Source organism: Sporolactobacillus putidus (assembly GCF_014647035.1).
GTDB lineage: Bacteria > Bacillota > Bacilli > Bacillales > Sporolactobacillaceae > Sporolactobacillus > Sporolactobacillus putidus.
The window spans coordinates 1-16,031 of record NZ_BMOK01000007.1 but is presented as its reverse complement, the minus strand read 5'-3'; the positions used below and the strand labels follow the sequence as shown (position 1 = coordinate 16,031).

General features: G+C 44.4%; 18 protein-coding genes. 11 read left to right on the top strand and 7 right to left on the bottom strand.

Annotation, left to right across the window (positions count from 1 at the left end):
- Window positions 1–31: 31 nt before the first annotated feature.
- The gene (gene kdpF / locus IEX81_RS16850) at window positions 32–109 is read right to left on the bottom strand and encodes a K(+)-transporting ATPase subunit F (protein WP_188802983.1); all 78 of its coding nucleotides are present in this window, start codon (window positions 107–109) and stop codon (window positions 32–34) included.
- Window positions 110–553: 444 nt separating this feature from the next.
- On the opposite strand from kdpF, the gene IEX81_RS09430 reads away from it, so the two are divergent.
- Both IEX81_RS09430 and IEX81_RS09425 read left to right on the top strand, forming a co-directional pair.
- The gene (locus IEX81_RS09430) at window positions 554–1,210 is read left to right on the top strand and encodes a TetR/AcrR family transcriptional regulator (RefSeq protein WP_229727551.1); all 657 of its coding nucleotides are present in this window, start codon (window positions 554–556) and stop codon (window positions 1,208–1,210) included.
- Between the two features lie 62 nt (window positions 1,211–1,272).
- The gene (locus IEX81_RS09425) at window positions 1,273–1,788 is read left to right on the top strand and encodes a flavodoxin domain-containing protein (RefSeq protein ID WP_188802838.1); all 516 of its coding nucleotides are present in this window, start codon (window positions 1,273–1,275) and stop codon (window positions 1,786–1,788) included.
- A gap of 69 nt (window positions 1,789–1,857) precedes the next feature.
- On the opposite strand, the gene IEX81_RS09420 is transcribed toward IEX81_RS09425, so the two are convergent.
- Together IEX81_RS09420 and IEX81_RS09415 are read right to left on the bottom strand one after the other, a co-directional pair.
- Window positions 1,858–2,556, bottom strand: a complete 699-nt coding sequence (locus IEX81_RS09420) for an ABC transporter ATP-binding protein (RefSeq protein ID WP_188802837.1) — start codon at window positions 2,554–2,556, stop codon at window positions 1,858–1,860.
- A 4-nt stretch (window positions 2,557–2,560) separates the two neighbouring features.
- A complete protein-coding gene (locus IEX81_RS09415; RefSeq protein ID WP_188802836.1) occupies window positions 2,561–3,634 on the bottom strand; it encodes an ABC transporter permease in 1,074 nt (357 codons plus the stop codon).
- A 437-nt stretch (window positions 3,635–4,071) separates the two neighbouring features.
- Here IEX81_RS09415 and IEX81_RS09410 point away from each other — a divergent pair, with 437 nt between their 5' ends.
- The 3 genes from IEX81_RS09410 (at window position 4,072) to IEX81_RS09400 (ending at window position 5,546) form a co-directional block, all read left to right on the top strand.
- Complete coding sequence (locus IEX81_RS09410) at window positions 4,072–4,887, top strand: undecaprenyl-diphosphate phosphatase (protein WP_188802835.1); 816 nt, start codon at window positions 4,072–4,074, stop codon at window positions 4,885–4,887.
- 213 nt (window positions 4,888–5,100) lie between these two features.
- A complete protein-coding gene (locus IEX81_RS09405) occupies window positions 5,101–5,283 on the top strand; it encodes a hypothetical protein (protein ID WP_188802834.1) in 183 nt (60 codons plus the stop codon).
- A 32-nt stretch (window positions 5,284–5,315) separates the two neighbouring features.
- On the top strand, window positions 5,316–5,546 hold the full coding sequence (locus tag IEX81_RS09400; protein WP_188802833.1) for a hypothetical protein: 231 nt from the start codon (window positions 5,316–5,318) through the stop codon (window positions 5,544–5,546).
- A gap of 116 nt (window positions 5,547–5,662) precedes the next feature.
- Here IEX81_RS09400 and IEX81_RS09395 read toward each other — a convergent pair whose 3' ends face one another.
- A complete protein-coding gene (locus IEX81_RS09395) occupies window positions 5,663–6,844 on the bottom strand; it encodes an FtsW/RodA/SpoVE family cell cycle protein (protein WP_188802832.1) in 1,182 nt (393 codons plus the stop codon).
- A gap of 376 nt (window positions 6,845–7,220) precedes the next feature.
- On the opposite strand from IEX81_RS09395, the gene IEX81_RS09390 reads away from it, so the two are divergent.
- The 3 genes from IEX81_RS09390 to IEX81_RS09380 are packed head-to-tail and all read left to right on the top strand — an operon-like array spanning window position 7,221 to window position 9,101.
- Window positions 7,221–7,601: a GntR family transcriptional regulator gene (locus IEX81_RS09390; RefSeq protein WP_188802831.1), complete on the top strand. Its 381-nt coding sequence runs from the start codon at window positions 7,221–7,223 to the stop codon at window positions 7,599–7,601.
- A complete protein-coding gene (locus IEX81_RS09385; RefSeq protein WP_188802830.1) occupies window positions 7,598–8,464 on the top strand; it encodes an ABC transporter ATP-binding protein in 867 nt (288 codons plus the stop codon). Before IEX81_RS09390 ends, IEX81_RS09385 begins: the two co-directional genes overlap by 4 nt.
- Window positions 8,454–9,101 carry an ABC-2 transporter permease gene (locus IEX81_RS09380; RefSeq protein ID WP_188802829.1) on the top strand — a complete coding sequence of 216 codons (648 nt, stop codon included), beginning with the start codon at window positions 8,454–8,456 and terminating at the stop codon, window positions 9,099–9,101. Before IEX81_RS09385 ends, IEX81_RS09380 begins: the two co-directional genes overlap by 11 nt.
- Window positions 9,102–9,456: 355 nt before the next feature.
- Here IEX81_RS09380 and IEX81_RS09375 read toward each other — a convergent pair whose 3' ends face one another.
- Entirely contained in the window at window positions 9,457–10,542 is a 1,086-nt protein-coding gene (locus IEX81_RS09375; RefSeq protein ID WP_188802828.1) for an NAD(P)H-dependent flavin oxidoreductase, read from the bottom strand.
- Between the two features lie 583 nt (window positions 10,543–11,125).
- Between IEX81_RS09375 and IEX81_RS09370 the strand changes: the two genes are divergently transcribed.
- From IEX81_RS09370 to IEX81_RS09360, 3 genes are all read left to right on the top strand, one after another.
- A complete protein-coding gene (locus IEX81_RS09370) occupies window positions 11,126–11,614 on the top strand; it encodes a MarR family winged helix-turn-helix transcriptional regulator (protein ID WP_188802827.1) in 489 nt (162 codons plus the stop codon).
- A 66-nt stretch (window positions 11,615–11,680) separates the two neighbouring features.
- Window positions 11,681–13,162 (top strand): MDR family MFS transporter, encoded by a 1,482-nt coding sequence (locus IEX81_RS09365; RefSeq protein ID WP_308424077.1) that lies wholly within the window; start codon window positions 11,681–11,683, stop codon window positions 13,160–13,162.
- A 53-nt stretch (window positions 13,163–13,215) separates the two neighbouring features.
- Complete coding sequence (locus IEX81_RS09360) at window positions 13,216–13,830, top strand: DUF4811 domain-containing protein (protein WP_188802825.1); 615 nt, start codon at window positions 13,216–13,218, stop codon at window positions 13,828–13,830.
- A gap of 69 nt (window positions 13,831–13,899) precedes the next feature.
- Here IEX81_RS09360 and IEX81_RS09355 read toward each other — a convergent pair whose 3' ends face one another.
- Window positions 13,900–14,790, bottom strand: coding sequence for an MBL fold metallo-hydrolase (locus IEX81_RS09355; RefSeq protein ID WP_188802824.1), 891 nt, complete (start codon window positions 14,788–14,790; stop codon window positions 13,900–13,902).
- A gap of 309 nt (window positions 14,791–15,099) precedes the next feature.
- Complete coding sequence (locus IEX81_RS09350) at window positions 15,100–15,735, bottom strand: endonuclease III domain-containing protein (protein ID WP_188802823.1); 636 nt, start codon at window positions 15,733–15,735, stop codon at window positions 15,100–15,102.
- Window positions 15,736–16,031 lie beyond the last annotated feature (296 nt).

Here is a 16,031-nt window from a genome sequence, read left to right as displayed (position 1 = left end):
CTCCTTTTTAACAACACTTCTGTTCCTTTATTTAGAATTTTTCCGGTTTAAAGATGACAAAAGTCAAATAAGCCATCAACACTATTGAAATAATCAAGAGTATCCACATTTTTTTCACCTCGATTCAAGCTTTGTCAAACACGCGAACGAACAGAGCAAACAGCAAAAAAACGGTGGTGAAGATTCCCAATGATAAAAGATCGCCCATCAGTCATTCTCCTTCCTATTTCATCAAGTTGTAACAGTATGATGTGCTTCCCTCATTGCTCATTTATTTTAAAATGTTTTTGCGTAAAAATAGTGTGAAGGATTTTATCAAGGGCATAAAAATAATGTAAAAAAAACGGTTAAGGATTCATTTTACGGGTTCGTTATGCTTTTATGATGACAAACAAATCGGATTGTTTTATAGACTTCCCTGTTTTAGGCGGATTATTATCTTCGGCGCACATCATCCGGCAGAGCCGGACAGAAGCAGGCATCGCATCAGGAAGAGCTTGACGTCTATTGGAAGCTGAGCTATATTAGCAGTGTATTGAACACTGTTTAATAAATGATCATTGTTAAAAGGAGGCTGAAGGAGATCGGCATTGCGGAGCGTAAAAATAGAGAAAAAGCAGAAATGCGAAATGAAATTCTTAAAGCGGCGCGTGAAATCATAACAAATGAAGGCGCGGAGAACTTGTCCATTCGCAAGATTGCGGGCATCATCGAATACTCCCCGGCCATCATCTATCATTATTTTGACAATAAGGAGGCAATTATCGAGAAGCTGATCACCGAGGATTATGAGAAAATTTTAAAAGCCCTGGACTCTTCACAGCGATCGGAAGAAACGGCGGCCGAAAACCTGGGCAGAAGCATTAAGAGCTACGTGACGCTTGCCACGGGGATGGGTAACACCTATAAAAACATGATGCAGAACAGTTCTCCGGCTTTTCTGGCACATACTGCCGTCTTGCACAAAGGGGCCTCAACCGAGCGGCCCGCACTTGCCATGCTTTGCCAGGTCCTGCGGGAATTTCCCGGTTGGGCTGAATGTGATGAAATCGACATTGAAACGACGGCACAAATCATCTGGGCCGCCATTTTTGGACTCACGCTGCGGCTTATTGTGGAGAAGGTTGGAGAGAAGCAGAAGCAGCGTCTCACCGATCGGTCGATAACATTAATTCTCCGATCACTCGAAAACATCCCATCCGGCGCCTGATCAAACAGCAAAATGAATGGAAATGATCCTGGCGCATTCTGAAAACGGAAAGGACGGAAAAAATGAAAACGATACTGATTTACGCGACCAAGTATGGAAACGCCGCTGAAACGGCGCAGCGCATCAAGACAGCAATCGGCGAAGATATTGAGTGCTTCAACATCATGACGGGTCCTGTGCCTTCACTGGAAAATTTCGGCACCGTAATTCTTGGCGGTTCGATTTACATGGGCAAGGTTCAGAAGCAGCTGACGGCCTATATGAACAGCCATCTCGAACAGCTGCTTCGTAAAAATATCGGTCTGTTTCTCTGTGCCGGTGAACCGGATGAAGCGGCCAGGTCGAAAGAGCTTCAGAATGCATTCCCGGAAGCCTTATATCGGCATGCCGCTGCAAAGGATGTACTCGGCTTTGCCTTCAACTTTGAAAAAATGCGTTTCTTTGACAAATTGATCATGCGAAAAATTAAAGGTGACAGCATCAGCACGGGTAAATTTTATGAAGACCGGATTTCCCTGTTTGTCAATGCAGTGGAGCAAGCGGGTCCGGTCGATTCACCAGTAAAAAACAACGAATGATCGTACTGATTAATCAAGTGCCAAAGGAGACATTTCTGCTGAATCAATGAAGAACGGATGAGAGGCATTTTATGTTTCCGCATCCGCTGAATCCGTTCCGGACAACGGGGTCAGTTCTCCATCGACAATGGTGTAAACTTTATCACAATAGTGAATCAGTCTGTTGTCGTGCGTCACGACGATAGTCGCTTTGTTTTTTTCTTTCGTTTCGTGCGACAGGATCGACATGACTTCAAAAGCCCGGCCCGAGTCGAGAGAAGCCGTGGGTTCATCAGCCAGAAGAAGGCTTGGATTGGTATACAGAGCTTTGGCAATGGCGACCCTTTGTTTTTCTCCGCCCGACAAATCAGCCGGGTACTTTTTTTTGAGTTTTCTGATGCCCAGATCACTTAATAACTTTTCTCGCTCATCTTTGTTCATGTTTCTTTTTTTCACCCGATCAAGAAGCCTGAACTGGTTGTCGACCGTCAAGTAAGGCACTAAATGAGAAGACTGTAAAATAAAGCCTATTTCTCTCAGCCGGATCAAGGCCCGCTTTTTTTCATTTAACCTCGTTAAATCCCGGCCGTTAATGAAGACAGAACCGCCCGTCGGCTTCTGAAGACCGCCGGCGATTGTCAAAAAGGTGCTTTTTCCAGACCCCGAAGGACCGATTACGGCGATCAACTCTCCTTTATCCGCTGAAAAACGGATCGGTTTTAACGCGGTCACCTCCGTGTGGCCTTTCCCATAGATTTTCGAGACATGAAGAAGTTCAAGAACGGCCATTGGATCACCCCCCTATCGCTTTTAATGGATCGATTCTGACAATCGTTTGAACGGAAAACAGGCTTCCAATCATGGCAACCAGAATAAAAATGCACCCATAAAAAACGAGAATCGGATAATTTAGCGTGATCGGAGCAGCGGCAGGCAGGAAAAATCCGGTGATAACGGTGAACAGGAAACCGGCTAATACGCCAAACACGGCGAGCAGGAATGTTTGCGCAATCACCGACCTGATCAGAAAGCCGGAGGAGATGCCCTGGGCCTTCAAAATCCCGAAAATACTCGTTTTATGAATTGTAAGCACATAGAGAAATATGCCGATCGTCACGCAAACGATGACGAACAAGAAGTAAATCATGAATTCAAAGGTTATTTTCTCAGGCGTGTAACCGGGTATATTCTCGATGAATGACTCGATCGGGATGACTTGCAGCTTGCTGCCGACTTTGATCCGATCAACATTCGGATCGCGCACGACAATACCGCCGATCAGCCCTTTCCCGCTAAGGTCGGCGCTGCCGTATTTTATTTTTTGAACGGCGGCGATCGAGGTGTACACGACAGGCGACAGGTTGAACTCGGCATTGTGCGTAAACCCGACGATCATAAGCTTCTGGGCTGAAGACGAGATACTTAATTGGTCTCCGAGTTTTAACCCGTTTGCTTTTAAAGAATCAGCAACAACAGTCTCATTTACCCGATTGAACATTCGGCCTTCCGTGACTTTCGGCGCAATAAACTGCCCCTTTTGTACGCCCATGATTACGGCGCTTTCTTTATGGTTTGTGCCGGACTTTCGAATCGTCGCGAGTATTTGCGCGATCTCCGCCGTTTGTTTTCCGGAGATTCCTGACGCATCATGAAGCGTCACAGTGGATTGAGCGAGGCTACTGCTCGCGTCCTGTGAGAGGATGATCGCACTGGCACGCCATTGATCCACGGCTTCTCGGTTCAGTGTCGCCATCCCATTGGCTAGTCCCGAAAGCAGGAATACCAGATAAGACATCAGTGTCAGTACGCCGACAATCAGCGAAAAACGAAGTTTGGCGCTCTTTATTTCATTCCAGGCTAAGAACATTGGGCGTTCACTCCTTCATGCGGATGAAAGCAATGGCGTATGGCTATACTGTACATCGCCGGAATACAGCTGAATGCCTCATTTCCCTATCTCTGAAAAACATAATCCAAGGCTATTTTCTGAAAAGACGAAATCAATCGTCTTTATCCATTAACTACCCCTTTTCATCATATCTATGCTGCTTTTTAAGAAAATAATATCTTCGAAAAGACTGTAAGATCGGAGAGAGGACAGGAACTCAGGGGCCGCACTTTTTAATTCTCATCAGTTTCTAATAAAAATTTTACACCTTATTCATTCAAATTACTTTATAATATGGTATCGTAAGGTATCGGGAATAGGTTGAATTTAATACTTCTCTGCCGGATAAAAGCGAAATACCCACTTTTTTTGTCCGGCAAATACGCGAATTTATTTCAGAAGGGATCCTCCAGGTTATGACCATTTTACAGACATTGATTTTTGCGATTATTCAAGGTATCTCCGAATTATTTCCAATAAGCAGCGTTGCTCACGGAGTCCTTGTACCTTATGTTTTCCATTGGAATTTAAGTCCGGAATTTCTTCAAAAAAACTTTTTGCCCTATGTTGTTATGCTCCACTTGGGTACAGCGGTTGCGTTGCTCATATTTTTCTGGAGAGAATGGGTTGATATGATCCGTTCGATCTTCACGGGCAACAGAAAAGTTTTGTTGCTGCTGATTGTTGCGACCATCCCGGCAGGCGTGCTCGGTGTCGTTCTTGAAAAACCGCTGACCAGAATTTTCAGCAACGTAACGAGTGCATCCATTTTCTTGATTCTCAATGGATTTTTCCTCTTTTTCGGAGAGAAACTCCGGTCGAAGGGAACGAAAGAAATTAAAGACCTGACGATGGGACAGGCTTTTATCGTCGGATTATTTCAGTCACTGGCACTTGTCCCTGGCTTCTCCCGCTCCGGATCCAGCATGACCGCCGGATTCTGGATGGGATTAAAACATGAATCGGCTGCCCGCTTCTCTATGCTCATGGCAACACCCGTCATCGCCGGAGCAAGCATACTGGAAGTCCCTAAATTAGTCAAATCAGGAACCCACGGGCTGCTTCAAATGTCTTTGATAGGCGGTCTGGCGGCGGGCATCTTTGCTTTCATCAGTGTGTGGATACTGATGAAATGGTTTAAGAAAAAGGAAATTCAGGCCATGCGTCCGTTCGCTTATTACTGCTGGATTGCTGGTGCGCTTATTTTAATCAGCCGTCTATTCTTCGCCTGATGGGACCTTTGGCTTTATTGATTATCAGGCATTATTAATGCTGGAGCTTTTCAATACCGGCCGTGTTATCGCCGGATTGAAGATTGACACAGAAATCAATCTTCCTAAGAGACGTCACCAATGAACTGATACCGTTAAAAACATGTTCTGTGTCCGGCTATGGCCGGACTTTTTTTCACCTTAATTTTTTCATGCTCCATCTGGCGGCAGATCATGCCTATCGGCTGGCTGATCGTCTTCCATTTAACGCCCTTTTTTGTTAAAAAAGATAAAGATAAAATGATAAGGAGAGATATCCTTAATAAGTCATTATTAAATGGAAAGGAACAGCCATCCGGCCTAAACTCTGCTTGTCTTTTGTTATTAAAGGGATATAAATTTGCGGCTTATTTCTGATCATACTTTGGAGGTTTAGAGGGGGCGGTTATTTGCTGAGGTTACTGAGAATTGTCTCGGCGCTTATAGCAACGGCTATAGGCCTTTTTGCAATCATCACGAACAAAATTGAATGGCTGCCTTTCATGAATCTGTTTTTGGGGGCGATGTTCGCCTTCTCGGGAATGTCCGAATGGCTTGAGAAGAAAAAAGGGATCGCTCTATTCAGCATGATATTATCCGGTTTTGCTCTCCTGTCAGCCCTTTATTTTCTCATCAAATGAGCGAAAAAAATGTTCAGAACTGGCTTTCTTGAATAGTGTGTCTCTTGACGCACATGACTGATTCGGGTGTTTTCAAGCTGAACCGATTAGCAAGGAAGAAGCTGCCCTCGGTCCCTTTACCCAATGAGTCGTTCTGCTTTAAACATATAATCTCCGGATGATTTTCTTATTGATAAAATAATCCCCATTAAGATCATATTTGAAAAGACTGAGCTTCCCCCGTAGGATAAAAAAGGCAGCGAAATACCTTTTACCGGCATCAGGCCGACGTTCATACCGATGTTTTGAAAAATTTGAAGTGTAAACACAACCATCGCCGCAGAGCACACAAATGTTCCGAACGGTGATTCCGCAATATAGGCGGTGACGAGCATTCGATACATAAGCAGGATAAACAGGAGAATGACAAGACCGACTACAAGAAACCCACCTTCCTCCGCGATCGCTGCAAAAATGAAATCAGTCGTTTTTTCAGGAATGTACACGTTGCCCTTTCCAATTCCTTTTCCCTGCAGTTCCCCGCTTCCCACTGCCATAAGCGCCTGAGATGCCTGATAAGATTGATCCGAATGCCCGCCGGGTGAGAGCCACCCGACGATGCGTGCCTGCTGATGAGGACTCAAAAGAGGAATTAACTTGTGATACAGGATGTCCGGACGCTGGAAGTAGATGTACATCAGTATTGCGGTCAAAGCAGCCGGAATCATCGTCAAAGACAGAATTATTTTTTTCTGGACTCCGGACAAAAGGATAACAGTTATAATGCCTGCCAGATACAAAAACACCATGCCCGTGTCCGGCTGCATGTAGACAAACAAGGACGGCGGGAGAGTAACTAGTAAAATTTTGCCGATCAGCAGGAAATCTGAACGGACCGTCCTTACTTGATAAGCGGCAATGTGTTTTCGAGCAATGCTTGCGGTCAGAAGAAGCAAGGCGACTTTAAAAAATTCCGATGGTTGGATAGAGCCCAGGAAAGGAATATTATACCACCTCTTTGCCCCAAGAATGTAGGGCGCGATCGACGATGGCATAACCGGCAGCAAAATGATGGCCGCAAAACTGATCAAATAAAAGGGCCACGCTAATTTTTCAATCTGATCCGAATCAAGATAAACCAAAACAAACAGCAGTATCGTTCCGATCAAATAGTTGATCCCCTGCTTCAGAGCAAAGTTTTGATTTCCGTAAAGCCCTGTTTGCTGGCTGCTGTTAATAAACACGATACTTAGAACACCCAGTATGCAAACAATGAGTAAAATGGACAGATCTATTTTTTTGATGAATGCATTTCCCATGATTCGTTTTCTCCTAATTAACCATCTCGAAGGCATGCGGTTCCTTTACCCTCTTATCGTCTGCCGGCAGCATATTTAAGCCATAAATATAATATTCGAACTCAAAACCTGATTTCTGCATGAAACGATATTTTTTATTTTACCACTCTATAAGATGATTCCGAGTCATTTAATAAATTTTTTTAAGAACAAAACAGATTTGTAATGGATCGACGCAATCAGGAACGAAATCCGGGAGATGGAATTTGAATGCACCCGGTGTTGTTTCGGATTGATCCAGGTCTTGTTATTTTTGTTGCCTTGTTTTATACTCATAACTGTGTATGGTGTGTATTCCGTATATCAACTTACATAACAGTTATCAAGAGGTTGTTTCATGAAAATTGTCTTAACAAACATCTCCGATCAGCCATTATATCAACAGATTAAAGAACAGATTAAAGCGGCTATTTTCAATAAGGAATTAAAAGAAGGCGAGCAGCTTCCTTCAATCCGTTCATTGGCCAATGATCTGCATGTCAGCGTCCTGACGACGAAAAGAGCCTACACGGAGCTGGAAACCGAGGGATTTATCACCACCAGGGCAGGCAAGGGTTCTTATGTGGCTCCGGAGAACTTAGAACTGTTCATGGAATCCAAGCGCCGCATGGTAGAAATCAGGCTGGCGGAGGTCTGCCAAACGGCGCGCAATTTAGGCATAAGCAAAGAAGATCTTCACGTTATGCTGGATCTGCTATTTGAGGAGGATGGAAAATGACCCCTGTTTTAGAAGTGACGAATCTGAATAAAACCTTCGCAGACTTTCGTTTGAAGGATGTGACTTTCTCACTTAATGAAGGCTGCATTACCGGGTTTATCGGCATTAACGGTTCCGGAAAAACGACGACGATCAAGACAATCCTCGGCCTCGTTCTGAAAGATTCCGGAAAGGTTAAGTTTTCAGACAAAAACATAGCAGAAAACGAAAGAAAGGCGAAAAACCGGATTGGTTTTGTCCTCGATGAAGGCTATTTTTATGAAGAGATGACACTCAAAGAAATGAAAAGTGTGATCGCCCCCGCCTATAGCGACTGGGATGAAGCCGTTTTTTTAAACTATATCAAAAGGTTCGGCTTAAAATTAAACCAGAAAATCGCTACTCTGTCCAAAGGGATGCGGATGAAGTATGCAGTCGCTCTTGCGCTCTCGCACCACGCGGATCTGCTGATCATGGACGAACCGACGAGCGGTCTCGATCCATTAATACGGAGTGAATTAATGGACATACTCCTCGATTTTATGAAAGAAGAAGGGAAAAGTGTCTTTTTTTCCACCCATATAACCTCGGACCTTGATAAAATCGCCGACGTGCTCATTTTGATTGATGATGGCAGAATCTTATTCAACGAAGAAAAGGATACACTGCTCGATACCCATGCACGGGTAAAAGGCGACAATCGACTCATCACTGACGAAACGCGCAAATTATTTTTAACCCTGCATCAGTCACCGTACGGATTTGAGGGAATCACCCATGATAAAGCAAACGTGCGCCGGTTGATGCCTGACGCATTGATCGAAAAGCCGGCAATAGAGGATATTATGCTGGCCTACATCGGAGGCGAAAAAAATGCTGATTAATCTTGTCAAAAAAGATTTTCTCCTAATCAGGAAATATCTGCTCTTGTTCATTCTTTTTGTCGCCGTGGCGCCTGTCTATATGTCCTGGCAAACACAATCAAGCAGCTTTCATTCGCTTATTTTTTTTCTGATGGCCACCGTGACGGAATTGACTATTTACCTTCAGATCGCAAAGTTTGAGGATCAATACAAAGGGTCCGCCCTGCTTTGTGCGACGCCATACACGCGAAACACCTTTATCGAAGCAAAATATCTTTTTCTCTTTATCGTTTTCATAGGCATGATCGTCATCCAGATCATCATGTCGTTTATCGTGCCGATGGTCATGGACCGTTTAACCGTTCAAACGGTCGGAATCACCTTTATGATGCTCAGCGTGCTGTTCGGCATACTCATACCCGTTCAAATCAAAATCGGTTATGACAAAGCAAAATTGATTTTTATTGTTATTACCTTCTTTGTCCCCTTTGTCATTCCTTCACTGATTCGCTGGTTTCAATCGCTGAATATCCATTTTACAGTCACGCTGCCCTTGCCGGAGATCGTTCAGGCATGGCTTCTCGCTTTCATCGGGCTGGCCATTGCGGTTGTTTCCATGCTTATCTCGCTGAGATTGTATGCAAAGAAGGATCTCTGAGAGGTTTAGAAAACAAACCCAAAAACCCTTGAATATCGGCAGGCATATGGGTTGATAGTTTATGATTAATAGAATTTAAGGAGTTAAGACTGATCCTTCAGAGACAGTTACTGTTCTATGAAAGCAAAAAAGTTCCGGCACTTCCGCATTATTCGACAAATTTGGAGCCGAGTAGTGTGGAAGTGTCATGAGGCCCTCCGGTCAATTTGGCGAGCCATATAATCAAGAAAAAAACGCACATTTAAAAAATCGGATTCAAACAAAAACCGGGAGCATTGTTCATTCTCCAAAATGTTTTCGAAAAGCATCCGGTAGCTATTTACCGAATAGATATGGCGGATACAGTTTATCTCTTTTATTTCCTTCCTGTCATTAAAATTTCAAGATGGCTTTCCACTTCCGACACAATTTCCTTTACCTTATCTCCTGCCGAGCCCCTCCTGCTCAATCGAGGGGCTTGTCCGGACCACATCGACATCCATTCGGGCTGGTCATGTTTGCTGGCTGCTGTCCGGATGTCCTTCGTTAGCGCGTTCTGGATCGGGTAATCGGGCAGCAGATGTTCCTTTCCTGCCATAAAATCGATAAAAGCGTTGCGGATCCCTCTGGCCGGTTTTCCGCTGAATGAAGATGTTAGCGTTGTCTCATCTTCCGCACTTTTTAAGATTGCTTTCTTATGCCGTTCATTTGCTCCGCTTTCATCGCACGTGACAAACGCCGTCCCCATTTGAACCGCTTTGGCCCCTAAAATCAGTGCGGCCAAAACACCGCGGCCATCCATAATCCCGCCGGCCGCGATAACAGGAATATGAATCCGATCGGCAACTTGGGGGACCAGCGCCATGGTTCCAATCATCCCCTGTTCATAAGGTACGGCAAAGCTCCCGCGATGACCGCCCGCCTCGCTTCCCTGAACGACAACCATGTCCATTCCGGCTTCTTCATTCATGATCGCCTCTTTCAGCGTCGTTGCCGTGCCAATAACCGTAACGTGATTATTCTTCAATTGCTTGATAATAGGCTTGTCCGGAATACCGAATGTGAACGTACAGACCGGAACACTGTTTTCCAAGATGATTTCTATTTGTCTGAAAAACGGTTCTGAAGATGTTTTTGGAATTCCGGACGGATCATTTAAATTCAATTTCTCACGGACGGGCCGCAACATCCGGTTCGATTCCTTGATTTTTTCTTTGTCTAATTCGGGAGTTTCAGGCACAAACAGGTTGATTCCAAAGGTTTTATCTGTCAGCTGCCTGATTTGTTCAATACTTGATTGTGTCTGCTCCGGCGTCATATAACCCGCCCCCAAAACACCCAGTCCGCCCGCATTGGAAACAGCTGAAACGAGCTGAGTAGTCGTTGGACCGCCGGCCATCCCTGCCTGAATAACAGGATAGGTAATTTTCAACCGTTCTGTGATTTCATTTTGATTCCACATGGTTTCATCCCTCCACTGATATTAAACAGCAATTATGGACTGATTATTGAATATCACTTTGCTGTTAAGTAAAAAGACTGGCCTAAAGGAACAGGAACAATACAATTGTTCATAAGTAAAAAGTTCTTTACCTCTGAAGTATAGACCTCCCTGGAGAAGAACTTTTTTTAGAAAACCTCTTTTTAATCAGTCGTTACGGCGTATTTATCGGTCATTACTTCCGATTTATCAGTCGTTAGTACGAGTTTATCGGTCGTCACCTTCGATTTATCGGTCGTTAACAATAATTTATCAGTCGAATGCGAATTTACGGTTCGTCCCGGTTGATGCTGCTTATTTTGATTGGCGTCTCAAGCCTATGAGACCGACCTGATCAACAAAGAGCTTCTTAACGCTCACCCTTTTCATAAAACAATGTATTTTTTTTTATGGTTAGCACCTTGTTCTTATGCATAACGTTATAATGATTCGACAGAATACGAAGAGACAGTTACTTGATTTTCACTAATATAGTTGCTACAATGACTATATCAATAAATACTATTTCTAGAGATATCATATTTTTTCCAAGGATGTGTTTTGTATGGATCTCAGACAGGAAGTCGTTGAATTGATCTTCAGAGTTGCCAAGATAGGCAAGCTAAAACTAAACAGACAGCTTGCCCAGAAAGGTCTGACGCTGCCGCAGTATTTTGTGATGAAGATGCTTTACAAAAAAACATATGAAGAAAAAAAACCGATTTCCCCAGCGGATCTTTCCACTTTGACAGGGATTTCCCGATCAACCATGACGGGTATTATTGATCGGCTCGAAAAAAACTGTCTGCTGGACCGAAAGCAAAATCCCCAGGATCGGAGATCGCAAAATATTGAATTCACTGAGAAAGGACTGAATATTGTTCAGGACCTCAGCATGGTAGCGGATGAGATCAGAAATGAGCCGCTAAAAGCGTTGTCTGAAGAGCAATTGCTGAACTTAAGAGATGACCTGATTCTTATTGAAAATTATTTGAAAGATCACGAGGACGGGGATCTCGTGTATCTTAAAAGTGAAGAACCAGGGGAGCACTGAAGAATGGAAGGCTCCTCTTAAGAACAGTATCTCATGGCAAATTGTTTAATAAAGGAGAATGAATCATTGACCGAGCAAACACGACCCGTTGATCTTGACGGCAAAACCTATAACCGTACTTTTCTTATTATTGTTTTATTAGTAGGTGCCTTCTGTACCATCCTCAATCAAACGCTGCTGTCCACGGCACTTCCCAAAATCATGTCGGATTTTCACATTACTGCGGCAACCGGCCAATGGCTGACCACAGCGTTTTTTCTGATGAACGGTATCATGATTCCTGTTACAGCTTTGCTTATTAATAAAATCAGTTCTAAGACGCTGTACATTATCTCGATGACCGTATTTCTGATCGGGACCGTGCTGGCGGCTGTCGCTCCCAATTTCTCTGTTCTACTGACCGGGCGTATCGTTCAGGCGGCCGGCGCCGGCATCATGATGCCGCTGATGCAGACTATTTTTCTGTTAATTTTTCCAAGGGAAAAGCGAGGGGTCGCCATGGGTATGGCCGGACTGGTCATTGCTTTTGCTCCGGCGATCGGACCAACACTGTCCGGCTGGATTGTCGACAGCTTCAGCTGGCGCGTGCTCTTTTACATGATTATACCGATCACGGTAATCGTCATCATCCTCGCTTTCATGGCGATGAGAAAGGTCGTTCCATTGACGAATCCAAGCATCGATTTTCTTTCGATCGTGCTTTCAACGATTGGATTCGGCGGTCTGCTCTACGGCTTCAGCAGTGTCGGCAATGACGGCTGGTCAAGTCCTCAGGTGATCTGGTGGCTGATTATCGGCTCTATATTTGTCATCCTGTTCGCCTTGCGTCAGCTCATGATGAAAGAACCGATGCTGGAATTAAGAGTATTTCGTTCACCGGTCTTCAGTTTATCGGTTGCCGTCAGCAGTATCGTGATGATGGCAATGATCGGAGCCGAGCTGGTTCTCCCGCTTTATATTCAGAACCTGCGCGGCGAGAGCGCCCTGCACTCAGGGCTCATGCTGCTTCCCGGGGCGATTGTCATGGGACTGATGAGCCCTGTGACCGGCATCATTTTCGATCGTATCGGGGCCCGGAAGCTCGCGATCACCGGAATATTCCTGCTGACTGTAGGCACGATACCGTTCGCTTTCTTTACCACCACTACATCCTACGTTTCCATTATTGCTTTCTATGCCATTCGTTTTCTTGGCATATCAATGGTCATGATGCCTGTGACGACTGCAGGAATGAACGCCCTGCCCAATGATCTCATGAGTCACGGAACGGCCGTGAATAACACGATCCGCACAGTGGCCGGTTCGATCGGAACAGCGATTCTGATCAGTGTCCTGACTAACGTGACCAAGCAAGGTATGCCGGCAAAAAGCATGATATCAACCGATCCGGCCGGTTACGGGCAAAAAGCGATTGACGCCAGTTTGAACGGAATGAAAGCGGCCTTTTTGGTCGCCACCTGCTTCTGTCTCGTGAACCTGATTCTGACTTTTTTTATAAAGGGAAAAGAAAAAAAGAAGCATGACATACCTGACAGACAGGTAGGCTGACCGTTCCGTATTATTCTTCATCACTTAATCTTAACGCTCAGGAAGTGAATATATTGATTCTGTTCACCTTAATCATTGGTGCCATTCTTTTTGTGGCCTTTATTTTTTCAAGCGGCAGCAAATGGTTTTCAAAACATAAATGGATCAACGGCTTATTAGTGGCCGTGTCGCTCGTTATGTTCATCGGAAGCGAGTGCCTGATCGTGTTGAATGACTATCGTCACTTAGGCATGAAAGCAGTCGTTCAATCGCAAAAGGTAAAAATTTATTCGGCCGCCCCTCAAACAGCCGGACAGCCGCCCGCTATTCCGTTTCTTCTTCTTCATCAGGACGTGGGCAAGGACAGACTATATATCTATAACGCCAGTGGAAAAGGCAAACCGGAAATGAAACACACCGCGATATCTGATCAAAATCAGATTCAAACAACGGATCAAGCGCCCTATCTCTCCGTTAACAAGACGAGACGTGTTTACAAGAACACGTTTTATCAGAATCTGTTCGCTTTAAGTGGAAACAACGATGTGCCCGTGTCCACGCAGAACGTTTTCTACCTGCCGAAAAACAATCAGGTACTGAGCGTGCAAGAAGCAAAGAAAATGCAGCAGGCGATGCAGCAAAAGCAGGAAATGATGAAGAACGCAAACCCAAAGACCATTCATCAATGATCGGGGAATCATCTCACCGAAATGGCATAGATCAACAAAGGAACCGGCATTCTCCGGTTCCTTTGTCATTCAATCATTTATTTGTTTTTCTTGCGGATAAGTCTTCATGATTCTCTTTTTTTTTCGATTCCCATTGATGAAGTATTTCATATCGTTTATTTGTTCTTCATTGGGCATCTCTCGCTGTTCCGTCTTATATTTCGAGATGACTCTTTCAAGAGATGTTTCCGCACCTACCCTTTCCCCACTATCCATTAATTCCTTTAAATAACTCCATAATTCTCCATGTTTATCCGGGGGATTGTGCGAGGTGACGTAATCATCTGCCGGATAATCCTGGATCTGGGCTAAGAGACGCGCGAGCCCCTCCCGATCGTAACTCCAGTCCCCGCTATAATAATCCGGACACAGGCAATCCCCAAGAAACATCACTCTTTCTTCAGGAACGTAAACAATTGAGGCATCGTTTGAATGCACGCCGCCGACATGCTTCATCACACAATGGATACCTCCAAGGTCGATTTCAAGTTGATCATGGAATGTGATATCCGGTGATTTCAATGTCAGATATTCTCGCTCCGGCATTTCACGTTTGATCATGTCGCGACAAAAGGCAATTTCTTCTCCCGTCTCAACACGCGAATCAATGGATGCGTCATCCCATTTCAAGGTTTTCAAATACTCCAATTGTTTCTTTGTTTCTTTTTGACTGATCGACAACACATTGATCGTATGGAGACCGAAAGTATGATCCCAGTGCCAATGGGTAAGCGCCACAAACGTTAAAGGAGCCTTATTGATTCCTTGAATTTGCTGAAGAAATGTTTTAGCATGAGCAGGAGAATTTCCGGCATCAACGGCCAAGCTGTAAGAGTCGCCGCAAATCAGCCCTAACGCTGGACGATCAGTACGAGGATCGTGCGGTGAATAATAAACTCTTTCAGTAAGTTTTTTTAGCATATTCGACACTCTTTTTATGATTTTACTTAAAATGGATCCATTGAATGTTTTCATTATAGTCATACAGCATTATTTATCGCGGCAATTTCGATCCTGTGGTGTGAAGCGGTCGAACTGGTCAAATATTCAAAAAAAGTTTCTACAGAGGATTTGATCGATAGTCTATACAAAAGACAAATAAGCTAATTGTTGGCGTTGTCCTTAAAATAATCGTTGTGTGCGGCGGGCTAGATTCGATCTCTCAAAATCGTTGTTGCATGAGTTCAGGGAATAGACAACCCCAGGATCAATGAATCTCTGATCATGCTCTCACTTGCTTTCACATTGTGCGGCAAGCGGGCAATGCTCACAATTGGGTACGGCTCTGCAATGCTTTTTGGCATGGGCGACAATAAGAGCATGGAATTCCTGATAGACGATAAGATCGTCAGGAAGGTCTTTTTCCACCTGTGCCCGGAGCGCATCATATTTTTTCGGCAACTGGTCTCCAAGCCTTGTGAAAAGGCGACGGGCATAAGCATCCGCGATAAAAAACGACTTGCCGAACGCATATACAAGCATGGCGTCAGCCGTTTCTTCGCCGATCCCCTTCACACCAAGCAATTCCTGACGAAGATCAAGCCCGTCCCTCGCTTCCACCTTCAGGGGGTTATAGTCGTAATGCCTGTACCAGTTCAGGAAAGAACGGATTCTCTGCGCTTTCAATCTGTAAAAGCCGGATGATCGAATCAGTCCGGCCAGTTCATCTATTCCCAGCCGTTCCATCTTTTCGGGAATCAGAAAAGGTGCTAACTTCTTCAGACTCAGGTCTACATTTCTCCAATTTGTATTTTGAGTCAGAATCGCTCCAATCAGCATTTCAAAAGTTGTCCTGGCTGGCCACCAGTGCTGCGGACCATAATAATCCAGCAGGATTCTGAACCTTTCCATATAATCGGATTTCATTTACAAATACCTCAGTTTTTAAAAAAATAACGGCCTATGTTTCCTTTCTTAATCAATTATAATTCATCCCTTCATAGACCGGAATAGATCCGGTCGATCTGACAATGTATATGCAAAAAAGAGCGATCATCGCTGCCACCGATATTTTTCTGTGACCGGCGATATATTCCTGCAACGCCCGATATATCTTTATGCTCAATAAGGTAAAATTTATATCATGACATTGTTCTTGATTGAGTCAAGTCTTTGTAGGCAAATTTTTATCTGCCAGCGTGTACCCAATAGTGTAAACGAAT